This window comes from Sedimentitalea nanhaiensis DSM 24252, assembly GCF_000473225.1.
Lineage (GTDB): Bacteria > Pseudomonadota > Alphaproteobacteria > Rhodobacterales > Rhodobacteraceae > Sedimentitalea > Sedimentitalea nanhaiensis.
Genome location: NZ_KI421509.1, coordinates 1,487,298 through 1,505,073, shown reverse-complemented (window position 1 = coordinate 1,505,073; position 17,776 = coordinate 1,487,298). Strand labels below are relative to the sequence as shown.

Annotated in this window: 16 protein-coding genes; 9 read left to right on the top strand and 7 right to left on the bottom strand. The window is 61.0% G+C overall.

The window, feature by feature from the left end; translation table 11 throughout:
• The first annotated feature begins 11 nt into the window (after positions 1-11).
• A complete protein-coding gene (locus NANH_RS0109070; protein WP_027261749.1) occupies positions 12-1,532 on the top strand; it encodes a tripartite tricarboxylate transporter permease in 1,521 nt (506 codons plus the stop codon).
• Positions 1,533-1,610: 78 nt separating this feature from the next.
• On the top strand, positions 1,611-3,362 hold the full coding sequence (locus NANH_RS25845; RefSeq protein ID WP_036050654.1) for a hypothetical protein: 1,752 nt from the start codon (positions 1,611-1,613) through the stop codon (positions 3,360-3,362).
• A 29-nt stretch (positions 3,363-3,391) separates the two neighbouring features.
• Here NANH_RS25845 and NANH_RS27385 read toward each other — a convergent pair whose 3' ends face one another.
• Positions 3,392-3,916, bottom strand: coding sequence for an outer membrane protein (locus NANH_RS27385; RefSeq protein WP_051372318.1), 525 nt, complete (start codon positions 3,914-3,916; stop codon positions 3,392-3,394).
• Positions 3,917-4,060: 144 nt separating this feature from the next.
• Positions 4,061-5,035 carry an NAD(P)H-quinone oxidoreductase gene (locus NANH_RS0109055; RefSeq protein ID WP_036050649.1) on the bottom strand — a complete coding sequence of 325 codons (975 nt, stop codon included), beginning with the start codon at positions 5,033-5,035 and terminating at the stop codon, positions 4,061-4,063.
• 197 nt (positions 5,036-5,232) lie between these two features.
• On the opposite strand from NANH_RS0109055, the gene cobO reads away from it, so the two are divergent.
• From cobO to NANH_RS28920, 5 genes are all read left to right on the top strand, one after another.
• Entirely contained in the window at positions 5,233-5,841 is a 609-nt protein-coding gene (cobO, locus tag NANH_RS0109050; RefSeq protein WP_027261747.1) for a cob(I)yrinic acid a,c-diamide adenosyltransferase, read from the top strand.
• Between the two features lie 6 nt (positions 5,842-5,847).
• Positions 5,848-7,293: a cobyric acid synthase gene (locus NANH_RS0109045; RefSeq protein ID WP_027261746.1), complete on the top strand. Its 1,446-nt coding sequence runs from the start codon at positions 5,848-5,850 to the stop codon at positions 7,291-7,293.
• Between the two features lie 261 nt (positions 7,294-7,554).
• The gene (locus tag NANH_RS0109040) at positions 7,555-8,208 is read left to right on the top strand and encodes a protein-L-isoaspartate O-methyltransferase family protein (RefSeq protein WP_027261745.1); all 654 of its coding nucleotides are present in this window, start codon (positions 7,555-7,557) and stop codon (positions 8,206-8,208) included.
• Positions 8,209-8,285: 77 nt separating this feature from the next.
• Complete coding sequence (locus NANH_RS0109035) at positions 8,286-9,704, top strand: TolC family outer membrane protein (protein ID WP_027261744.1); 1,419 nt, start codon at positions 8,286-8,288, stop codon at positions 9,702-9,704.
• A gap of 74 nt (positions 9,705-9,778) precedes the next feature.
• The gene (locus tag NANH_RS28920) at positions 9,779-10,864 is read left to right on the top strand and encodes a hypothetical protein (RefSeq protein ID WP_027261743.1); all 1,086 of its coding nucleotides are present in this window, start codon (positions 9,779-9,781) and stop codon (positions 10,862-10,864) included.
• 506 nt (positions 10,865-11,370) lie between these two features.
• Here NANH_RS28920 and NANH_RS0109025 read toward each other — a convergent pair.
• Positions 11,371-11,691 (bottom strand): DUF6280 family protein, encoded by a 321-nt coding sequence (locus NANH_RS0109025; protein ID WP_027261742.1) that lies wholly within the window; start codon positions 11,689-11,691, stop codon positions 11,371-11,373.
• 218 nt (positions 11,692-11,909) lie between these two features.
• On the opposite strand from NANH_RS0109025, the gene efp reads away from it, so the two are divergent.
• A complete protein-coding gene (efp, locus tag NANH_RS0109020) occupies positions 11,910-12,473 on the top strand; it encodes an elongation factor P (RefSeq protein ID WP_027261741.1) in 564 nt (187 codons plus the stop codon).
• Positions 12,474-12,480: 7 nt separating this feature from the next.
• On the opposite strand, the gene NANH_RS25835 is transcribed toward efp, so the two are convergent.
• From NANH_RS25835 to NANH_RS0109000, 3 genes are all read right to left on the bottom strand, one after another.
• The gene (locus NANH_RS25835) at positions 12,481-13,428 is read right to left on the bottom strand and encodes an ABC transporter transmembrane domain-containing protein (protein ID WP_051372316.1); all 948 of its coding nucleotides are present in this window, start codon (positions 13,426-13,428) and stop codon (positions 12,481-12,483) included.
• Between the two features lie 81 nt (positions 13,429-13,509).
• Positions 13,510-14,244 carry a CAF17-like 4Fe-4S cluster assembly/insertion protein YgfZ gene (gene ygfZ, locus NANH_RS0109005; protein ID WP_027261738.1) on the bottom strand — a complete coding sequence of 245 codons (735 nt, stop codon included), beginning with the start codon at positions 14,242-14,244 and terminating at the stop codon, positions 13,510-13,512.
• A gap of 92 nt (positions 14,245-14,336) precedes the next feature.
• The gene (locus tag NANH_RS0109000; RefSeq protein ID WP_027261737.1) at positions 14,337-16,193 is read right to left on the bottom strand and encodes an ABC transporter ATP-binding protein; all 1,857 of its coding nucleotides are present in this window, start codon (positions 16,191-16,193) and stop codon (positions 14,337-14,339) included.
• Positions 16,194-16,361: 168 nt separating this feature from the next.
• Here NANH_RS0109000 and NANH_RS0108995 point away from each other — a divergent pair, with 168 nt between their 5' ends.
• Positions 16,362-17,573, top strand: coding sequence for a pyridoxal-phosphate-dependent aminotransferase family protein (locus NANH_RS0108995; RefSeq protein WP_027261736.1), 1,212 nt, complete (start codon positions 16,362-16,364; stop codon positions 17,571-17,573).
• Positions 17,574-17,585: 12 nt separating this feature from the next.
• Here NANH_RS0108995 and NANH_RS28460 read toward each other — a convergent pair whose 3' ends face one another.
• On the bottom strand, positions 17,586-17,738 hold the full coding sequence (locus NANH_RS28460; RefSeq protein ID WP_154665567.1) for a hypothetical protein: 153 nt from the start codon (positions 17,736-17,738) through the stop codon (positions 17,586-17,588).
• Positions 17,739-17,776: the final 38 nt, after the last annotated feature.

Genomic DNA, 17,776 nt, shown 5'->3' with positions numbered 1-17,776 from the left:
AGGAAACCGCGATGGAAATTCTGGGTCTACTGACCGACGGCGTTCTGGTTTCGCTGATGCCGATCAACATCATACTGATCCTGATCGGGGTGACGCTGGGCCTTTTCATTGGTGCGATGCCGGGGCTCGGTTCGGTCAACGGTGTGGCGATCCTGCTGCCGATCACCTTTCTGGTGCCGCCGGGCTCGGCGATCATCTTTCTTGCGGCGATCTATTACGGCGCCATGTATGGAGGTGCGATCAGTTCCATCACGCTGGGCATTCCCGGCGCGTCGACCGCCGTGGCGACCACATTCGACGGCCGTCCACTGGCGCTGTCGGGCCGGGCCAGTCTGGCTCTGGTGACGGCGGCCATCGCCTCGTTCATCGGCGGTACCGTGTCCAACGTGTTGTTCACCATTTTTGCGCCGCTGCTGGCGACGGTCGCGTTGGCTTTCGGGCCGCCCGAGATCTTTGCGCTGATGCTGTTGGCCTTTGCCACGTTTGTCGGTTTGGGGGGCGATGACATCCCCAAGACGATCCTGTCGATTTGTCTGGGGCTGGTGTTCGCCGCCGTCGGCTTTGACGAAATTTCGGGCGCGCCGCGACTGGTGTTCTTTGACATCACCGGCTTTCTGCACGGCATCAATTTTCTCGTCCTTGCAATCGGGGTGTACGGCATTGGCGAGATGATCTGGACCATCGAAAGCACGCGTGGCGAAATAACCACGACCGAGGCCAGGATGTCGCTCAAGGGCATCATCACGGATTCCAAAGAGGGCATGCGCCGCGGTTGGAAAGGCACCGCAATCGGGTCGTTCCTGGGCTTTTTCGTCGGTATTCTGCCAGCGGCGGGGGCAACGCCGGGCTCGCTGATGTCTTACGGTGTGGCTAAGCTGATGGCCAAGAATCCCAAAGAATTCGGCAAGGGTCATCCCGGCGGCGTGGCGGCCCCCGAAGCCGCCAACAACTCGGCCTCGACCGGGGCGATGCTGCCGATGCTGACGCTGGGCATTCCGGGGTCGCCGACCACCGCCATCCTGTTGGGTGGCATGGTGATCTGGGGACTGACACCGGGTCCGCGCCTGTTTACCGATCAGCCGGAATTCGTCTGGGGCCTGATCGGGTCGTTCTATATCAGCAACATCTTTGCATTGATCGTGAATCTGGCCTTTATCCCACTGTTCATCTGGATGCTGCGGATGCCGTTTACCGTGCTCGCCCCGCTGATCTTCGTTCTGTCGGTTGTAGGCGGCTATGCCGCGACGCAGGACATGCATGACGTCTGGCTGATGTTGGGATTTGGGTTTGGCGCCTTCTTCTTGCGCAAGCTGGATTATCCGCTCGCACCGGCGGTTCTGGCCATCGTTCTGGGCCCGATCGCCGAGCCGACCCTGCGCCAGTCGCTGTTGTTATCCTCGGGGGATGCGACGATCTTTTTCACACGCCCGATTGCCGGGCCGATCACCATCATCGCGATTATCCTGATCCTGTTGCCGCTGTTCAAGCTGATCGCCGGCAAGATGCGGAGGGCCGGTACGACCCAGGCCTGATGGCCGCCGGGTCGGATTTGATATATACCGGTGGAGGCGCGGATCGCGCGCGCCCACCCCGATCGAAAGGGAAGCCCCATGTCTGACACTGTCCAGGACTTTAATGCGTGGAACCCCGGTCTGAGCTCGGAAATCCCGGCTGACCTGTTTCCATTGGTCACGCTCTACCGGGCCGAGAATTCGTCAGTGTCCTACGCCGAGGCGAAAGAAGCCGCGTCGTTCTGCGGGCGCAAACCGATGGAGATGGTGGCGTTCACCGCCAGCCGGCTTGTGTGTCACGAGTTGCTGGTGCGGCTGATGGCGGATATCAGCCTGCCGGACGGTCCGGAGTATCCCGAGTTGGGTGAACACTTGCGGTCCATGACCGCCACCATTCTGGACCGGTATATCCAGCCCAAGATGCCAATGCTTGAGCAGGAATTTGCCCGGCTGCGCGATCGGATCGAACAAAAGCTGCACGCACGGCTCGCGCAGGATGTCGATGGCCGTGGCATGGCCGGGCGTGATGAGGGCAAGGGGTTGCTGGCGCGGCTGGCCAAGACAAGATCGCAACCCGCCGAAACCGAGCCCGTCGAGGTACAGGCGCTGTTGCAATGGCAGGCCGAGGTCGACAAGCCGGGGGATGCGTTCGAAATCGCCTGTCTCAAGGGGTTGCTGGCCATTGTCGGCGGTATCGTCGGGCAGCGCGGGCGGCTGTTTGCCGAGCGCGATCTGGTGATCCGATGGGCTGCGAACTGGGTCAGCAACAGTTATGGTGGGCACCGCATCGGGCAGATGATTCAGCCGATGATCCGCGAGGCGGTACAGGCCGAGGGCTATCGCACGCTGCCGTTCCAGTCCGCGCCGCTGTTCATGAGCGTCAAGGGTGGCCCCGGTGCGGGCAAGAGCACGCTGCGTCCGCTGCAACGGGGTCTGGCCGACCGGCTGGGGGTGCCGTGGGAGGATTTCGCCAAGATCAGCCCGGATTACTGCCGCAAATTCCTGTTGGATTACGGCAGCTTGGGCGCAGACTTCAAATACGCTGCCGCCCTGACCGCGCAGGAACTGGAAATCATCGACAAGAAGATCGACCGCTATATGGAGGCCAAGGCGGAAAAGTCGGAGATGCCGCATGTGCTGATCGACCGGTTCCGGTTCGACAGCTTCATGCCCGCCCCGTTCCAGAAACCCGGCGGCACGCTGCTCAGCCGCTTTGCCGACACGGTCTATCTGTTTTTCATGATCACCCCGCCTCAGGATACTGTGGAGCGCGCCTGGGAGCGAGGGCTGAAAACCGGGCGCTACAAGGCGTTGGATGACATGCTGCATTTCAATGTCGAGGCCAATATCGGTATGCCGCAGCTGTTCTTCAATTGGGTGAAGAAGACCAATCAGAAGATCCATTTCGAGTTTCTGGACAATCGCGTGCCGCTGGGCGAGCGCCCCAGAACAGCGGCGTTCGGATGGAACGACAGCATCACCATCCTGGACCCCGATTGCATGCGCAGCATGGCGCGGTATCGCAATGTCAACATCGACGCGCGCAGCCCGGACGAGGTGCTTTTGCCGGGCGATCCTCCGGGGCCGGATATTCTGGCGGAATGTCTGACCAAAGTGTCAAACGTGACCATTGCCGACCGCGACACGGTGCAGGTTCTGGCCCAGAGCCGGAACGGCAGATGCACCTATGCGCAACAGGGCGTTCTGGAGCGGCTGTCATTGGGGGAGGTCTGTCAGCGGCTTGCCGGTCGTGATGGCCGGTTGGACGTGTCACAGGATCCGGCGGCGGCTGAGGCGTTGGAAGTTGACGCCGAACAGAAGTATACAGTTGGGCGTTGGGGGCCGGGCTAGGGGCATCGGCGGCACCTGAGTGTCGCTGCTCAGAATTGATAGGAAACGCGGAAGTTCAGCGCGCTCAAACCGGTGCTGACGCTCTGAAAGTCCCGAAAATCCTGTCCAAGGCCCGCACTCAAGTGGAGGCTGTCGTTCAGTTTGTATTTGACGCCCAGGTCATATGTGTACCCGTCTTCCTGCCCGTCATCGGCGCTGATTTCGGCATATCCCAAGATGCCGTAGATCAGCATTGGACCCAAGTCATAGCCAAGCCGGGCCTTGACCCGTTTGGTTGTCAATTCCTTGCCCAAGTTCAAGTCGGAAATTTTGGGGCTGTCCAGATTGATTTCGCCACCCAGCACGAATGCTCTGCCGATACTGTGGTTATAGCCTGCGTGCAGCACGACCGGGACGGGGTTTTCAATGGTTGAAATCTTTTGAAAACTCAGATGCGCGTTCGGTTCGGTCGCTGGGCCTCCAGCGTAAAAGCCGTACCACCCATCGCCCGCAAAGGCCGGTGTGGAAAATTGAATGCCTGCGACAATAGTCGCTGAAATGCATCGACGTCTCATGTTCACGATTCCTTGGGGACATCGGACAGAAACAAGATCTGTGGATCGTTGAACCATAGAAAGGGCGCACGATCATTTCAACGGTGGCAGGAAATCAATCAAGGCGGCGTTGTGCCTTTGCATCACACGCGCGTCTTGTGGCTTCTAACTCCTTGGCGACAAAAGAATCTTGCCGCGGTGGGTCGCTTTTTCCATCATTTCATGAGCCTGAGCGGCCTGTTCAAACGGAAAGACGTGATGGGTCTGCGCCGCAAGCTGGCCATCGGCGAACAGCGGCCAGACCCTGGCGCGCAGATCTGCGGCGACCTCGCTCTTGAAGTTTTCGGGGCGTGAGCGCAGGGTCGATCCGGTATAGACCAGCCGCTTCAGCATGATCGGCATCAGGTTGATCTCGACCTTGGAACCGGCGTTGAAAGCCAGCTGAACGATGCGTGCGTCCGGGCTTGCAGCCTTGATGTTTCGCGCCACGTAATCGCCGCCGATGATGTCCAGGATCAGGTTGGCACCGCCCGCGCCGCGCACCACATCGACAAAATCTTCGTCATGAAAATTGATTGCCCGCTCAGCCCCAAGCCCAGCGACATAGGCGCAATCGTCGGCATTGGCGCAGGTGGTAAACACCCGCAGCCCCAATGCCTTGCCCAGTTGGATCGCGGTCGACCCGATGCCTCCCGCGCCGCCATGAACCAGCAATAGATCACCCGCAGTGACGGTCTGGTCAAAGAACAGGTTGCTCCAGACGGTGAAATAGGTTTCGCACAGGCCCGCTGCGTCGGTTTCGGACACGCTGTCGGGAATGGGCAGGCAATGGGACGCGTCGACCGCCACATATTCGGCATAGCCGCCGCCATTGGTCAGCGCGCAGAGATGATCGCCGACTGACCAGCCGCCGACCGCATCGCCCTTGGCGACGATTTCGCCGGAGACTTCCAGCCCCAACAGATCGGATGCACCCTTGGGCGGCGGATAGTGGCCGCGCCGCTGGACCAGATCCGGACCGTTTACCCCGGCGGCGGAGACGCGGATCAGGACTTCTCCGTCCCGTACGTCGGGCAGGTTGCGCTGACCGGTCTGCAGAACCTCTGGGCGTCCGGGTTCGCGCATCTCAACGGTTTTCATCAGATTCGGCAGCACGTCAAAACTCCTGTTCCGCGGGGCACCGGCGATCGGGCCGGATCGGGCAAAAACTATGGTTTCACGGCCAAAAGGGCAAATGGAAACCGACCGGAGCCCTGCGCGCAATGCATCGCGTTTCCTTGGCTCATGGTGTAGGGAAGATCCGACCACACTCGCCCTCTCAGACCAAGGAAAGCCCGATGGAAGACCAGAACGCCCGCCACAAGGAAAAGAAGCAAAAGATCAAGGCCGCGCGCGACAAGATGATGGCGACCAAGACCGATGAAAAGGGTCTGATCATCGTGCATACAGGGCCGGGCAAGGGCAAATCGTCGTCCGGGTTCGGCATGGTGATGCGGTGCATCGCCCATGGCATGCCCTGTGCTGTCGTGCAGTTCATCAAGGGCAACTGGAAGACCGGCGAAGCGGATTTTCTGCGCGACCGCTTTGCGGATGAATGCAAATTCGTGATTTCAGGTGAGGGGTTCACCTGGGAAACCCAGGATCGTGAACGCGACATCGCTGCCGCGCAGGCCGGGTGGGCCAAGGCCAAGGATCTGATCCGCGATTCTCAAATTCGGTTTGTGTTGCTGGATGAAATCAATATCGCACTGCGTTACGATTATCTGGATATCAACGAGGTGGTCGATTTCCTGCGGACCGAAAAGCCCGAGATGACCCACGTGGTGCTGACCGGGCGCAACGCCAAGGACGAACTGATTGAGGCCGCCGATCTGGTGACCGAGATGACCTTGGTCAAGCATCCGTTCCGTGATGGCATCAAGGCCCAGGCCGGCGTCGAGTTCTGATCGCTCATGCCCGCGCTGATGATCCAGGGCACCGGCAGCAATGTTGGCAAGTCGATGCTGGTGGCGGGGCTGGCGCGGGCGGCGCGTCGCCAAGGCCTGTCGGTGGCACCGTTCAAACCTCAGAATATGTCCAACAATGCCGCCGTGACAGCCGATGGCGGCGAGATCGGGCGTGCGCAGGCGCTGCAGGCGCTGGCCTGTGGGCTTGAGCCGATGACCGATATGAACCCGGTTCTGCTGAAACCGGAGACCGATGTCGGGTCGCATGTGGTGGTGCAGGGGCGGCACCGGGCAACGGTGGCGGCACGGGACTATGCGGCGTTGAAGCCCTCGTTGATGGCTCCGGTTCTGAACAGTTTCAACCGGCTCAGATCGGCGTATGATCTGGTTATCGTCGAAGGCGCGGGCAGCCCGGCCGAGATCAACCTGCGCGCGGGCGACATCGCGAATATGGGCTTTGCCGTGGCGGCCGATGTGCCGGTGGTGCTGTCAGGCGACATCGACCGGGGCGGGGTGATTGCGCAGATGGTCGGGACACAGGCGGTGTTGCCGCCGGGCGACGCCGCCATGGTCGCGGGTTTTCTGATCAACAAGTTTCGCGGCGATCCGCGTTTGTTTGACGACGGTTATGCGCTGATAGAGCAGCACACCGGCTGGCGCGGGTTTGGTGTTTTGCCGTGGTTCGGCGACGCCTGGAAGCTGCCTGCCGAGGACGCGCTGGACATTGCCGCAGGCGGGCGGGATCGGGGGCGAAAGGTCGTGTGCCTGTGCCTGTCGCGCATCGCCAACTTCGATGATCTGGATCCGCTGGCGCTGGAGCCGGGCCTGTCGGTGACCATGCTGCGCGCGGGCCAGCCGATTCCGGGCGACGCCGATCTGGTGATTGTTCCGGGCAGCAAATCCACCCGTGGCGATCTGGCGTTTCTGCGCGCGCAGGGCTGGGATATCGATCTGCTGGCGCATGTGCGGCGCGGGGGGCGGGTGTTGGGCATTTGCGGTGGCTATCAGATGTTGGGGCAGGTGGTGACCGACCCGCTGGGCGTCGAAGGAGTCGCGGGGGAAACGCCGGGGCTCGGCCTGCTGGACGTGCGCACGCGCATGGAACCGGAAAAGCGGTTGACCCGGGTGCAGGCAGAGCATGTGAGCAGCGGCCAGATGATTGACGGTTACGAGATCCATATCGGGCGCACCGAAGGAGCGGACTGCGACCGCCCCTTTGCCCGCATCAACGGCACGGACGAAGGCGCGATCAGCGCGGATGGCCGGATCATGGGCAGCTATCTGCACGGAATGTTCCGCGACGACGGATTTCGTGCGGCGTTTCTGAACGATCTGGGCGTGGCGGCGGGGCCGCAATCCTATGGTGACGCGGTCGAGGCGACGCTTGACGCGCTGGCGGATCATCTGACGCAACATCTGGACCTGCCCGGCTTGTTGTCGGTGGCGCGGTGAGCGCGACATAATCGCTGTCAGGTGACCAGGGCATAGGTGAAACGGGCGTAATGTCATCGGGATCCAACACAACGTCGTACCGTGGGAGCCTATATATTGTGGCATCGGTGGCGGTTTTGACTGTATTCGCCATTTCCTAAGCACGCAGCCTTGGCGTTGCGTTGCCTGTGCCACAACTCGGGTTTTCGCGTCGGTTGCCGTTGCCGGAACCCCCGCAATGTGTCAAAAACAGCGCAACGGACTGAACAGAAGAGTTTAGCAATGACAGATTTCGCCGAACGCCGCCGGATGATGGTCGACACACAGATCCGGCCTTCGGATGTCACCAAATTTCCGATCATCAAAGCCATGCTTGAGGTCGAGCGTGAAGCCTTTTTGCCCGATGCATTGCGAGAGGCCGCCTATAGCGGCGAGAATATCGAACTGGATGGGGGGCGCGTGCTGCTTGAGCCGCGTACCCTGGCAAAGATGCTGGATGCGGTGGATATATCCAACGACGAGCTGGTATTGGATATCGGCTGTACCTATGGATATTCATCTGCGGTTGTCGCACGTATCGCACAGGCCGTTGTTGCCGTCGAAGAGGACGAGACGATGGCAAACGAGGCGCAGGCGATGCTGGCCGACGCCGGAGCGGACAATGTGATCGTGCAAACGGGCGAGCTTGCGGCCGGCGCAAGCGAGCACGGACCCTATGACGTGATCCTGATCCAGGGTGGGGTCGGCGTGTTGCCGCAGGCCATTGAGGATCAGCTGAAAGATGGCGGGCGCATGGTTTGCCTGTTCATGCAGGGCGCGTTGGGCGTGGTCAAAGTTGGCTACAAATCAGGGTCGACGGTGTCGTGGAGATTTGAATTCAACGCAGGTGCTCCGGTTTTGCCGGGGTTCGAGAAACAAGCGGCCTTTGCCCTGTAGCCGGGCAGGGTCGGCAGAAACGCTTTTGGGCAAACATCGGGAAAACCCGGGAAAGATCCAAAGGTCAGGAGGCAGACATGAGTAGTTACTGGAAAGCGGGCGCAAGGACTGCGGCAGCTTGGACTGTCGTCGTGGCCTTGGGTCTGGGCACGTCGCAGGCTGCGCGGGCCGAGAACCTGGCCGACGCGATGATCGGTGCATACAACACCAGCGGATTGCTGGAGCAAAACCGGGCGGTCCTGCGAGCGGCGGACGAGGATGTCGCTGCGGCGGTGTCCACCTTGAGACCGGTTGTCGATTTTGTGGCGCGGGCGGTGGCTTCCAACGACCGCTTGAAACCCAGCGGTGTCCTGAACGAGCTGGTTTCCTCTCGCATTACGGCAGGGCTTGAAGCGACAATAATCCTGTATGATGGCGGGGCGCGTCAGCTGGGCATTCTGGCAGCCAAGGAAATTGTTCTGGCCACGCGCCAATCTCTGGTGTCGTTCGAGCAGCAGGTTCTCCTGCGGGCAGTCGCGGCATTCATGGACGTGATCCTGCAAACTGAAAACGTGTCTTTGAGAGAAAACAACGTTCGGGTTCTGGGCGAGGAACTGAAGGCGTCGCAAGACCGGTTCGAAGTTGGCGAAGTCACCCGGACCGACGTGGCGCTGGCCGAATCCCGTCTGGCCGCCGCGCGCAGCAACCTGGCCGCCGCACGCGGTGCGCTGGTGAGTGCCCGGGCCGAGTACGAGAACGTGGTCGGGCGCAAGCCTGGCAATCTCGTGCCGCCGCGCAATCTCCCGCAAAGAGCGGCCTCGATCGATGCCGCCACTGCTGTCGCAGTGCGCATTCATCCCAATATCTTGTCGGCACAGCGTCAGGTCGCAGCGCGCGAGATCCAGATCCAGCAGGCGACCAAATCGCTTGGCCCGACTGTCGACGGTGCATTTTCTGCAGGCCTGATTGAAGACTACAATCGCGACAACGATGGATATGATTCGGCAGTTTCGCTGAACTTGCGGCAGCCGATCTATCGTGGCGGCGCATTGCAGTCTTCGATCCGCTCGGCGATGGCCGATCGTGACGCGGCACGGGGCAATCTGCTGACGGTACAGCGTGATACGATGCAAGCTGTGAACAACGCTTTTGTGCGCCTCGAAGTGGCCCGCGCAAGCCTTGCGGCGACGGCGGAACGGGTTCGGGCTGCACGGGTGGCCTTTGACGGCATCCGCGAAGAGGCGACGCTGGGTGCGCGCACAACGCTGGACGTTCTAACCGCCGAGCAGGAATTGCTCGACGCGTTGACAGCGCAGATTTCCGCCCGCGCGGAAGAGGCGATTGCCTCGTATCAGTTGCTGGCCGCACAAGGGTTGTTGACCGCCGAACGGATGGGGCTGGCCGTGCAGATTTACGACCCGACGATCTATTACAATCTGGCCAAGGATGCGCCGGCGACACGCTCGAAACAGTCGCGGGATCTGGACCGGGTGCTTGAGGCGCTCGGAAAACGGTGACAATTTTGCCCATCTGTTGTGGGAATCTCTGACCGGGACTAAGGTTGATCCCCAGGTGAGAGAACAGGTGGCACATGTCAGATCCGGTTACAAATATCGAGATTGAGGACGTTCTGTCTTCGATACGACGTCTGGTGGTCGATGAAAAAGGGCCGGTTTCCGGATTGCCGGATCGCGGCTGGTCCGATGTTCGCGACCGGCTGGTCCTGACACCGTCCTTGCGGGTCAGAGAGGTTTCCGATGGCAGCAATCCGGACATCCAGACTGACGACTGCGATGTAACTGATGTACAGCACCGCGAGGCTGACAGGTCGGTGGCCGAGCCGAATGACAGCTTTGCGGACCGCCCGGTACAGCTCAGCGGCGATGAGGCGGTTGTGGGCTGTGGCGCGGACGGCGAAAATTTGGATTTTTCCGAAGTTTTCGCACAGCTGGACGGCGGCTCGGATGACGCGCGCGCAAGTCGCGAACAACCCTCCGGTGACAGGACCCAACGAGATGAGGCCGGAAGTAGCGCGCCGCCATGGCGAGATCCGGAATCTTTCCTGATGAAAGCCGCGCAACTGGCCCGGCAGGCGAATGCGCAAACCACGCCGGATTCGGTGCCGGCAGACATTCTGAACTGGCTGAACGATACCGAAGAGCAGCCACTGGGCGGAGCCGGCGACCCAGAACGTTCCACGGCTGATGATGAGGCGGTGGCCTGTGCGGGTGCAACGCCCGAACCATCTGCAGGCACCGGGTTACCCCCTGACCTTGAGGGCGATGTCGAACGGCCAACCCCCGGTCTGAATGTGAAGCCGGGGGCTTTGGAAACGGACATCGCCAACAGCCGGGATCGGGCGCCGAATACAGCCGTACAAACCGTCCCGGAAGAGCGGGATGCCAACCCCTTTGCCGATGACCCCGAACCCGTACATGAGGCAGTCACAGACGCGGCGGATGCTCAGACGGGCGATCCGTTTCCCGACATATTGGGCGATCTGGATCCGGAGGGCGTGGGCGCTGCATCACTGGATCAGGACGCTCTGCGCGAGATGATCGCCGACGTGGTTCGCGAAGAATTGCGCGGTGAACTGGGCGAACGGATTACCCGCAACGTGCGCAAACTTGTACGCCGGGAAATCAACCGTGCCCTGCCGACACAGGGGTGGGACTAGGGCGGGGCGTGTTCAGGTGTATGCGCGGGGCATCGGGAACGCGTTGTACCCGCAATCGCCACCTCACCCTGTACGATGAGACGTGAAGCCAGATATCGCCCGGTGCGGTTTGGAACGTCTGTCCACCGGGTATTGGGGGTGACGTTGGGGCGCAATTATCGGGTGCCGGGAGCCGTACTGTGATGACGGATGAGGTCCGGGCGGCATACAGTAAGACCAGACATCGCAGGAGCCTGACGCCACCGGTGTCAGCCGGTGGAGTATTCACGCGCCATGCAGGTAGGGCTCGGGTGCCTATATGACCATGACACCGTCTGGTGATGAGCGTCCGCATTGGTCAGACCCAGACGCCATTTTGCCCACGCAGCGACGAAAACGGGCTGAGAGGCTCTAGGTTGCTTTGCCGCTGTACAGGTTGGACCTGACGATCTGGACCACGCCAAGCTGAAAAGGACGGTCCGTACGAGTACGGGCAGTCCTGTTCCAGATTTGCATGGGGGCGTTGTTTAGGCGGCTTCGGCCTGTTGCGCTGCGTTGCGTCGTTCACTTTCTTCGCGCGACAGGGCCACCGAGGTGCGCACACCGCGACCGACAAATTCCATCAGCCCGTTCACCACCCGTTCGTTCGGGTCGATACCGGCGCAGGACAGCACTTCGCGCCCATCGCGTGAACGCGCCCATCGGGCGATCTGCTCGGGACCATTGCCATATTTCTTGTCATCGGCGATGGCGTCGTCCAGTGCGGCCAAAACGACAGCCGCGAAAAGTTTGCGTGCACGATTGCCTTGCTCGTTATTAAAGGCTGTGCCGTCAACGAAATCTTTCATCTCGTTTCCTTTGTTATTCTTGCTCTTGCAATTTTCGGCGTGGCGTTCGTTATGACTGATCGGGATCGATTCGGATACCCCGTTAATGCATAGCACACTTGCAAAATTAGCATAGCTTCTTGCACCTGCAGCACAAAATATCGTTGTCTTGCCAGCCCCGAACCCGCCATATATATGACCGTCAATCCAGCTATCAACCGCTTGTTAAGGTAATACCCATGCCCAAGATCAACGGCAACGAAATCCGCCCGGGGAACATCCTCGAACACAACGGCGGCCTTTGGGCTGCGGTCAAGGTCGACCACGTCAAACCCGGCAAGGGCGGGGCTTTTGCCCAAGTCGAAATGCGCAATCTGCGCAATGGCTCGAAACTGAACGAACGGTTCCGCAGCGCGGACAAGGTCGAACGCGTGCGCCTTGAGCAGAAAGACCAGCAATTCCTGTATGAAAATGACGGAATGTTGGTGTTCATGGACATTGAAACCTACGAACAGGTCGAAGTGCCAGCGGAAATCCTGGGCGAGCGCCGCCCGTTTCTGCAGGACGGGATGACGGTCGTGGTCGAATTCCACGACTCCGAAGCACTGAGCGCGTCACTGCCTCAGAAGGTGACGTGCAAAGTGGTCGAGACCGAGCCGGTCGTCAAAGGACAGACGGCGGCCAACTCGTTCAAGCCTGCGGTGCTGGACAACGGGATCAAGGTGATGGTTCCGCCCTTTGTCGGGCAGGATGAATTGATCATCGTGAACACCGAAACCATGGAATACACCGAACGCGCGTGACGCAACGTTATGCAGCCGGGCCGTGGTGGCGGGCCGACTCGCCCGGGGTTTGTAGAACCTCGCGCAGCAGTTCGAATTTGACTCGGGTGGCGCTGACCTGACGATAAAAGGCGATCAGAAAAGCTGTGGGAGCCTGTATGCGCCCCAGACCGATGGTTGCCGCCACCACGGTTCCCACGTCGGTTTTGCCGTTCAGCACCAACCAGCCTCCCAGCATCAGCACCCCGACCGTTCCGGTCGCGTTCAGGGCGCTGATGATGAACTTTGTCGACAGCTTCCAGATAAACATCCGCCGCCGGGTTTCGAAAATCGTGTCGAAATCGTCGAGGATCGATTGCATTTCGGCATCTGCGCCGCTCAGGATCATTTGGTTGGTGGCGCGGCGCAGTACGCGCACGCGCTCCGCCACCAGCGCGTTGACTTTTCTCTGTGTCAGCAACACCAGCACGACCTGTGGGGCGATTACGGTCAACGCAATCAGACCCAGTCCCGGTTGGGATGAGGCAATGTAACCGATCACCGAGACCAGCGTGCCAATCTGCACCACAGGGTCGGAAAACGCACCTCCGGTAAACTTGCCCAATTCTTCTGATTCCGCCGATACCGCAGTGCTCAGCGTGCCCTTGGGTGTTGCGTCGCCCGCCTCTTGTACCCACCCCACAGTCCGATCAAAGATCCGCTGGCGTAGCAGGCGGACGATGTCCTCTCCCAAAACCCCCGAGCGATAGGAGACCAGCCATTTGAGCGCCAGGCTCAGCAGGATAACGCCTATCATTCCCGCCCCGAGCTGAAACAGGTGTGTCGCGTCCAGGGCGCCATCTGTCAGCTCATTCACGATCGACTTCTGAAAGCTCAGCGGCACCGCGGCCAATGCCGCAACCGCCAGCGACAGTACAATCAGAATGATCTGCCGCCCGCCGCTGACCTGCCAGATGGCCTTGTACATGTCCCACATAGCGACGATCTCCGGTCAACATGGCGCTTAGACCGGATGTTGATCCAAGCCTGACTAAGGCTCAAGCCCGCGCGGACCCGATCAGGCCAAATGCAGACTGGCGTCACCCGCTTGCATCGTGCCCGTGGCGCGATCAAAGCGCAGATAGGCCAGCGCGTGATTGCCGGAACGGGTGTACAGCGTGCCGACCGGCTTGCCTCCATGTGTGATCGGCGTACCCGTTTCGGCCGGGCCATCGATTTGGACACGCCGCAGACCCTTGCGCAATTCGGTTTTGTGCTTCATCCGCGCCGTGACCTCTTGGCCGACATAACAGCCCTTGCGGAAGTCGACGCCGTTCAGACGTTCGAACCCGGCCTCGAGAATGAAGGTGTCCGGTGTCAGTTCGATACCGGTTTGCGGGATGCAATGCGCCACCCGGATCGCGTCCCAGTCGCTGCCGTCGTCAGAAGCGGGGGCAGGGCTGTAGGCGCGCCAGCCCATGTCCGGATGGCGCGGGTCGGGCTGCGACCCGGCCGGCGCGGGGCCGGTGCCCCGTTGCAGGTTCAAACCCGATGGTGTGATGGCCACGTCAGCGCGCAACTTGTACATGGTGAGCCGTTTCACCAGATCGTCGGCAAGCGGTTCCGCAACGTCCAAAAGAACGTCCTCGCCGCTCTGCACAAGGAAGAAATCGGCAATATATTTACCCTGTGGGGTCAGCAGGGCGGTATACACTATCCCTTCGGCCAACCGCCCGACATCATTGGTGACCAGACCCTGCAGGAAATCAAGGGTGTCACCGCCGGTCAGTCGAAGGATGCGGCGCGGGGGCATGGGCGAACTCCTGATCGTTGGTATTTCGTCATATAGGTATGCGCGGGGCAATCAACAGGCCACTTGCCCTTGTTTCGGAAACAGGGCGATCCTTAGCCGAACAGGCGCTGACCGACCCGACGCAGCCACGATGGATTCGGGTCGGTCAGCGCAGGTGTCCGCGGTCGCAGCGCAGCTGTACCTTTGGGATCGATAACGGTCATACCGCTCTGGAATTGCAGATGATATAGGTCGGCATAGATGCCGCCGCGCTTGAGCAACTCGTGATGGGTGCCCGCATCGACGACCTTGCCGCTGTCCATTACGATGATCTTGTCGGCATTGATGACGGTGGACAACCGGTGCGCAATGACCAGGGTGGTGCGCCCGCCTGCCAGCCGGTCCAGCGCCTGTTGAACCACCTTTTCAGACTGCGCATCCAGCGCGCTTGTGGCTTCGTCCAGTAACAGTACCGGCGTGTCCCGCAACAGCGCGCGTGCGATCACCACGCGTTGGCGTTGACCTCCCGACAGCGCCGAGCCGCGCGGCCCCACCAGCGTGTCCAGCCCGCGCGGCAGTTGTGCCAGATAGTCCGTGACATGGGCCGCCTTCAGAACCTGTGCCAGTTTGGCGTCGCTGACGTCGGTGCGTCCCAGCAGGATATTTTCGCGCAGGGTTTCGTCAAACAGCAGGGCCTCTTGACTGACCACGGAAAACAGGCTGCGCAGGTCTGGCAGAGCGATAGAGCGCACATCGATACCGCCAACCTCCACACTGCCTGTATTGGGATCGACCAGTCGGGTCAGCAGGTTGAAAATCGTCGACTTGCCCGCACCCGATGCGCCGACCAGCGCCGTTGTCTTACCCGCCTCGGCGGTCAGGGTCAGCCCGTGCAACACCTCTGCGTCGCCATAGCTGAGCGAGACATCCTGCAGGCGAATGTCGGGCAGGCCAGTCGGGGGTGGCACCGGTTTGGCCGGCGATGTCAGCAGGATAGGCGCGTCCATCAGCTCCTTGATCCGTTCCAGCGAAGCGGCCGCTGCCTGCCAGGCACCGCTCAGTGCGGCCAGACGGCGCATCGGATCAAAGGCCAGGCCAATAGCTGTAAAAAAGCTCATGAACTGACCGACAGTCTTGTCGCCCGAAATGATCTCGCCGCCGCCGTATAGCAGCACTCCCATAAACCCGAGGCCCGCCATTATGTCGATCATGCCGGTGATCGACGCCGTTCCGAATATCGCCCGGATTTCAGATCGGATCAGTGTGTCGGTATGGCCCGAGAACCGATTGGCCTGATAGTCCTCGAGGCTGTTCAGCTTGATAGGGATGATGCCGTGAAACACCTCGTCCAGCCGGGTCGACAGGGTCGCTGCGACATCGCGGGCCTGAGAGGCCTTTCTGCGCACATAGCGCTGTGCCATGCCAATCGGCAGGAACATCAGCGGCACGCCGACCAGCATGGCCGCTGTCCAGCGCCAGTCGATATTGACCGCCACCCCGAGCAGAATCACCAGCGAGACAGCATCCTTGCCCGCCCCGGTGATGATGCCTTGCCAGACCATGTTAACCGCGCCGACGTCGCCCTGCACCCGCTGGATCAGAAAGCCCGGCGGGTGAACCTGATGAAACGCCGTGTCCTGTCGGATCATACGTTTCAGCAGATTGACACGCAGATGCGCTGCGGTCAGTTGCGACACCCGGGCAAGCAGAACCTTTTGCGCCACCCCGGCAAGTCCGCGGACGCTGAAGATCGTCAGAAAAGTCAGGCTGACCCATTTCAGTGCGTCGGTGTTGCCAGCAACAAACACCTTGTCGAACATCGGTTCCATCATGTAGCTGAGCGCCCCGATCATGCTGCCCTCGATCAGCATGAACACCATCGCCAGCGCCATCAAACCGGTGTGCGGGCGCAGATACTCGTGCCAGAGCCACCCCAGCAGTTCGCGGATGGATTTGGGTTGTTCGCGCATTAAGCTATTGATCCGCATGAGGTGTGGGGCTTTGTCGCCCGCGCCAGAATGGTTGCGCCATTTAATCATCTGGGGGCTGCGGTGCAACCCGCGTGATCCGTGGATTGACGATCCGCCGCGCGGCGGTAAGGTATTGGCGAGGACCCACGACCCGTGCAGGAAGCCGAAATGACCAACCCGCCCATGCTGGCCCAGGGCCGCGAATACCTTGCGATTCCGGGGCCCTCGGTCATACCGGATGCGGTTCTGCAAGCCATGCACAGGCCTGCCCCCAATATCTATGGCGGCGCGCTGATCGACATGACCGCGACGCTTATCCCCGATCTGAAACGGGTGGCGCGCACCCGGCATCAAGCCGCGATCTACATTTGCAACGGTCACGGTGCGTGGGAGGCCGCCCTGTCCAATGTGGTGGCACCCGGCGACAAGGTCCTGATCCCGGCCACGGGCCGGTTTGGCATCGGGTGGGGCGAAATGGCGACCGGTCTCGGAGCCGATGTCGCGTTGCTCGATTTCGGCCGATCGGCTCCGATTGACATCGATCGAGTTGCCCAGGCTCTGCGCGAGGACACCGCGCATTCGATCAAGGCCGTTTTGGCGGTGCATGTCGACACATCGAGTTCCGTGCGCAACGATATCGCCGCCTTGCGCGCGGCGATGGATGCGGTGGGGCATCCGGCTCTGTTGATGGCAGATTGCATCGCCTCACTGGGGTGTGATCGGTTCGAGATGGACGCCTGGGGCGTGGATGTGATGGTCACGGCCTGCCAAAAGGGGTTGATGGTTCCACCGGGGATCAGTTTTGTGTTTTTCAACGACCGGGCGGCGGCGAAACGCGCCGCTATGCCGCGTGTCAGCCGCTATTGGGACTGGGTGCCGCGGGCCAACCCCGACGACTTTTATCAGTATTTCGGCGGCACCGCCCCGACGCATCATCTTTACGGCCTGCGCGCGGCATTGGATATGATCCACAATGAGGGATTGGACCAGGTCTGGGCACGGCACACACGTCTTGCACAGGCGATCTGGACCGCCTGCGAGATCTGGGGCCAGGACGGTGACGCGCTTGGCCTGAACATCCGCGAGCGGGAATATCGCAGCCATGCGGTGACGTCGCTGCGGCTGAGCAAGGGGCGGGGCGCAAACCTGCGCGACTGGCTGAGCGAAAACCTGGGCCTGACCCTGGGCATCGGCCTGGGGATGGCGGCGCCCGACGATCCGGCGCGCCATGACTACTTTCGCCTGGGCCATATGGGTCATGTCAACGGGCAGATGATCCTTGGACTTCTGGGCGGGATTCAGGCAGGGCTGACGGCGCTGGGTATTCCACATGGACCCGGCGCGGTCGAGGCGGCGGCATCGGCGATCGCCGGGCGCTGAACGGCGCAGACGTTACCGTGTGTCGTTGTCTTGCCATTGGATCAGCGCCGGACCAAACCCGTAGATCGCCCAGATCGCGAAGAATACCCATACCAAGGGCATGTCCAGCATGGTGATGGCGACGCTGGGATGCTTTGGTGCGGCGGACATCTTGCGCCGACGCATGGCAGCGGCCCAGTGTCAGCCTATCGCGGCACAGGTGA

Excerpts from the sequence above, each read along its gene's own strand:
- NANH_RS0109070 (WP_027261749.1), top strand. The coding sequence starts at position 12 with ATGGAAATTCTGGGTCTACTGACCGACGGCGTTCTGGTTTCGCTGATG.
- NANH_RS25845 (WP_036050654.1), top strand. The coding sequence starts at position 1,611 with ATGTCTGACACTGTCCAGGACTTTAATGCGTGGAACCCCGGTCTGAGC.
- NANH_RS27385 (WP_051372318.1), bottom strand. The coding sequence starts at position 3,916 with ATGAGACGTCGATGCATTTCAGCGACTATTGTCGCAGGCATTCAATTT.
- NANH_RS0109055 (WP_036050649.1), bottom strand. The coding sequence starts at position 5,035 with ATGAAAACCGTTGAGATGCGCGAACCCGGACGCCCAGAGGTTCTGCAG.
- cobO (WP_027261747.1), top strand. The coding sequence starts at position 5,233 with ATGGAAGACCAGAACGCCCGCCACAAGGAAAAGAAGCAAAAGATCAAG.
- NANH_RS0109045 (WP_027261746.1), top strand. The coding sequence starts at position 5,848 with ATGCCCGCGCTGATGATCCAGGGCACCGGCAGCAATGTTGGCAAGTCG.
- NANH_RS0109040 (WP_027261745.1), top strand. The coding sequence starts at position 7,555 with ATGACAGATTTCGCCGAACGCCGCCGGATGATGGTCGACACACAGATC.
- NANH_RS0109035 (WP_027261744.1), top strand. The coding sequence starts at position 8,286 with ATGAGTAGTTACTGGAAAGCGGGCGCAAGGACTGCGGCAGCTTGGACT.
- NANH_RS28920 (WP_027261743.1), top strand. The coding sequence starts at position 9,779 with ATGTCAGATCCGGTTACAAATATCGAGATTGAGGACGTTCTGTCTTCG.
- NANH_RS0109025 (WP_027261742.1), bottom strand. The coding sequence starts at position 11,691 with ATGAAAGATTTCGTTGACGGCACAGCCTTTAATAACGAGCAAGGCAAT.
- efp (WP_027261741.1), top strand. The coding sequence starts at position 11,910 with ATGCCCAAGATCAACGGCAACGAAATCCGCCCGGGGAACATCCTCGAA.
- NANH_RS25835 (WP_051372316.1), bottom strand. The coding sequence starts at position 13,428 with ATGTGGGACATGTACAAGGCCATCTGGCAGGTCAGCGGCGGGCGGCAG.
- ygfZ (WP_027261738.1), bottom strand. The coding sequence starts at position 14,244 with ATGCCCCCGCGCCGCATCCTTCGACTGACCGGCGGTGACACCCTTGAT.
- NANH_RS0109000 (WP_027261737.1), bottom strand. The coding sequence starts at position 16,193 with ATGCGCGAACAACCCAAATCCATCCGCGAACTGCTGGGGTGGCTCTGG.
- NANH_RS0108995 (WP_027261736.1), top strand. The coding sequence starts at position 16,362 with ATGACCAACCCGCCCATGCTGGCCCAGGGCCGCGAATACCTTGCGATT.
- NANH_RS28460 (WP_154665567.1), bottom strand. The coding sequence starts at position 17,738 with ATGCGTCGGCGCAAGATGTCCGCCGCACCAAAGCATCCCAGCGTCGCC.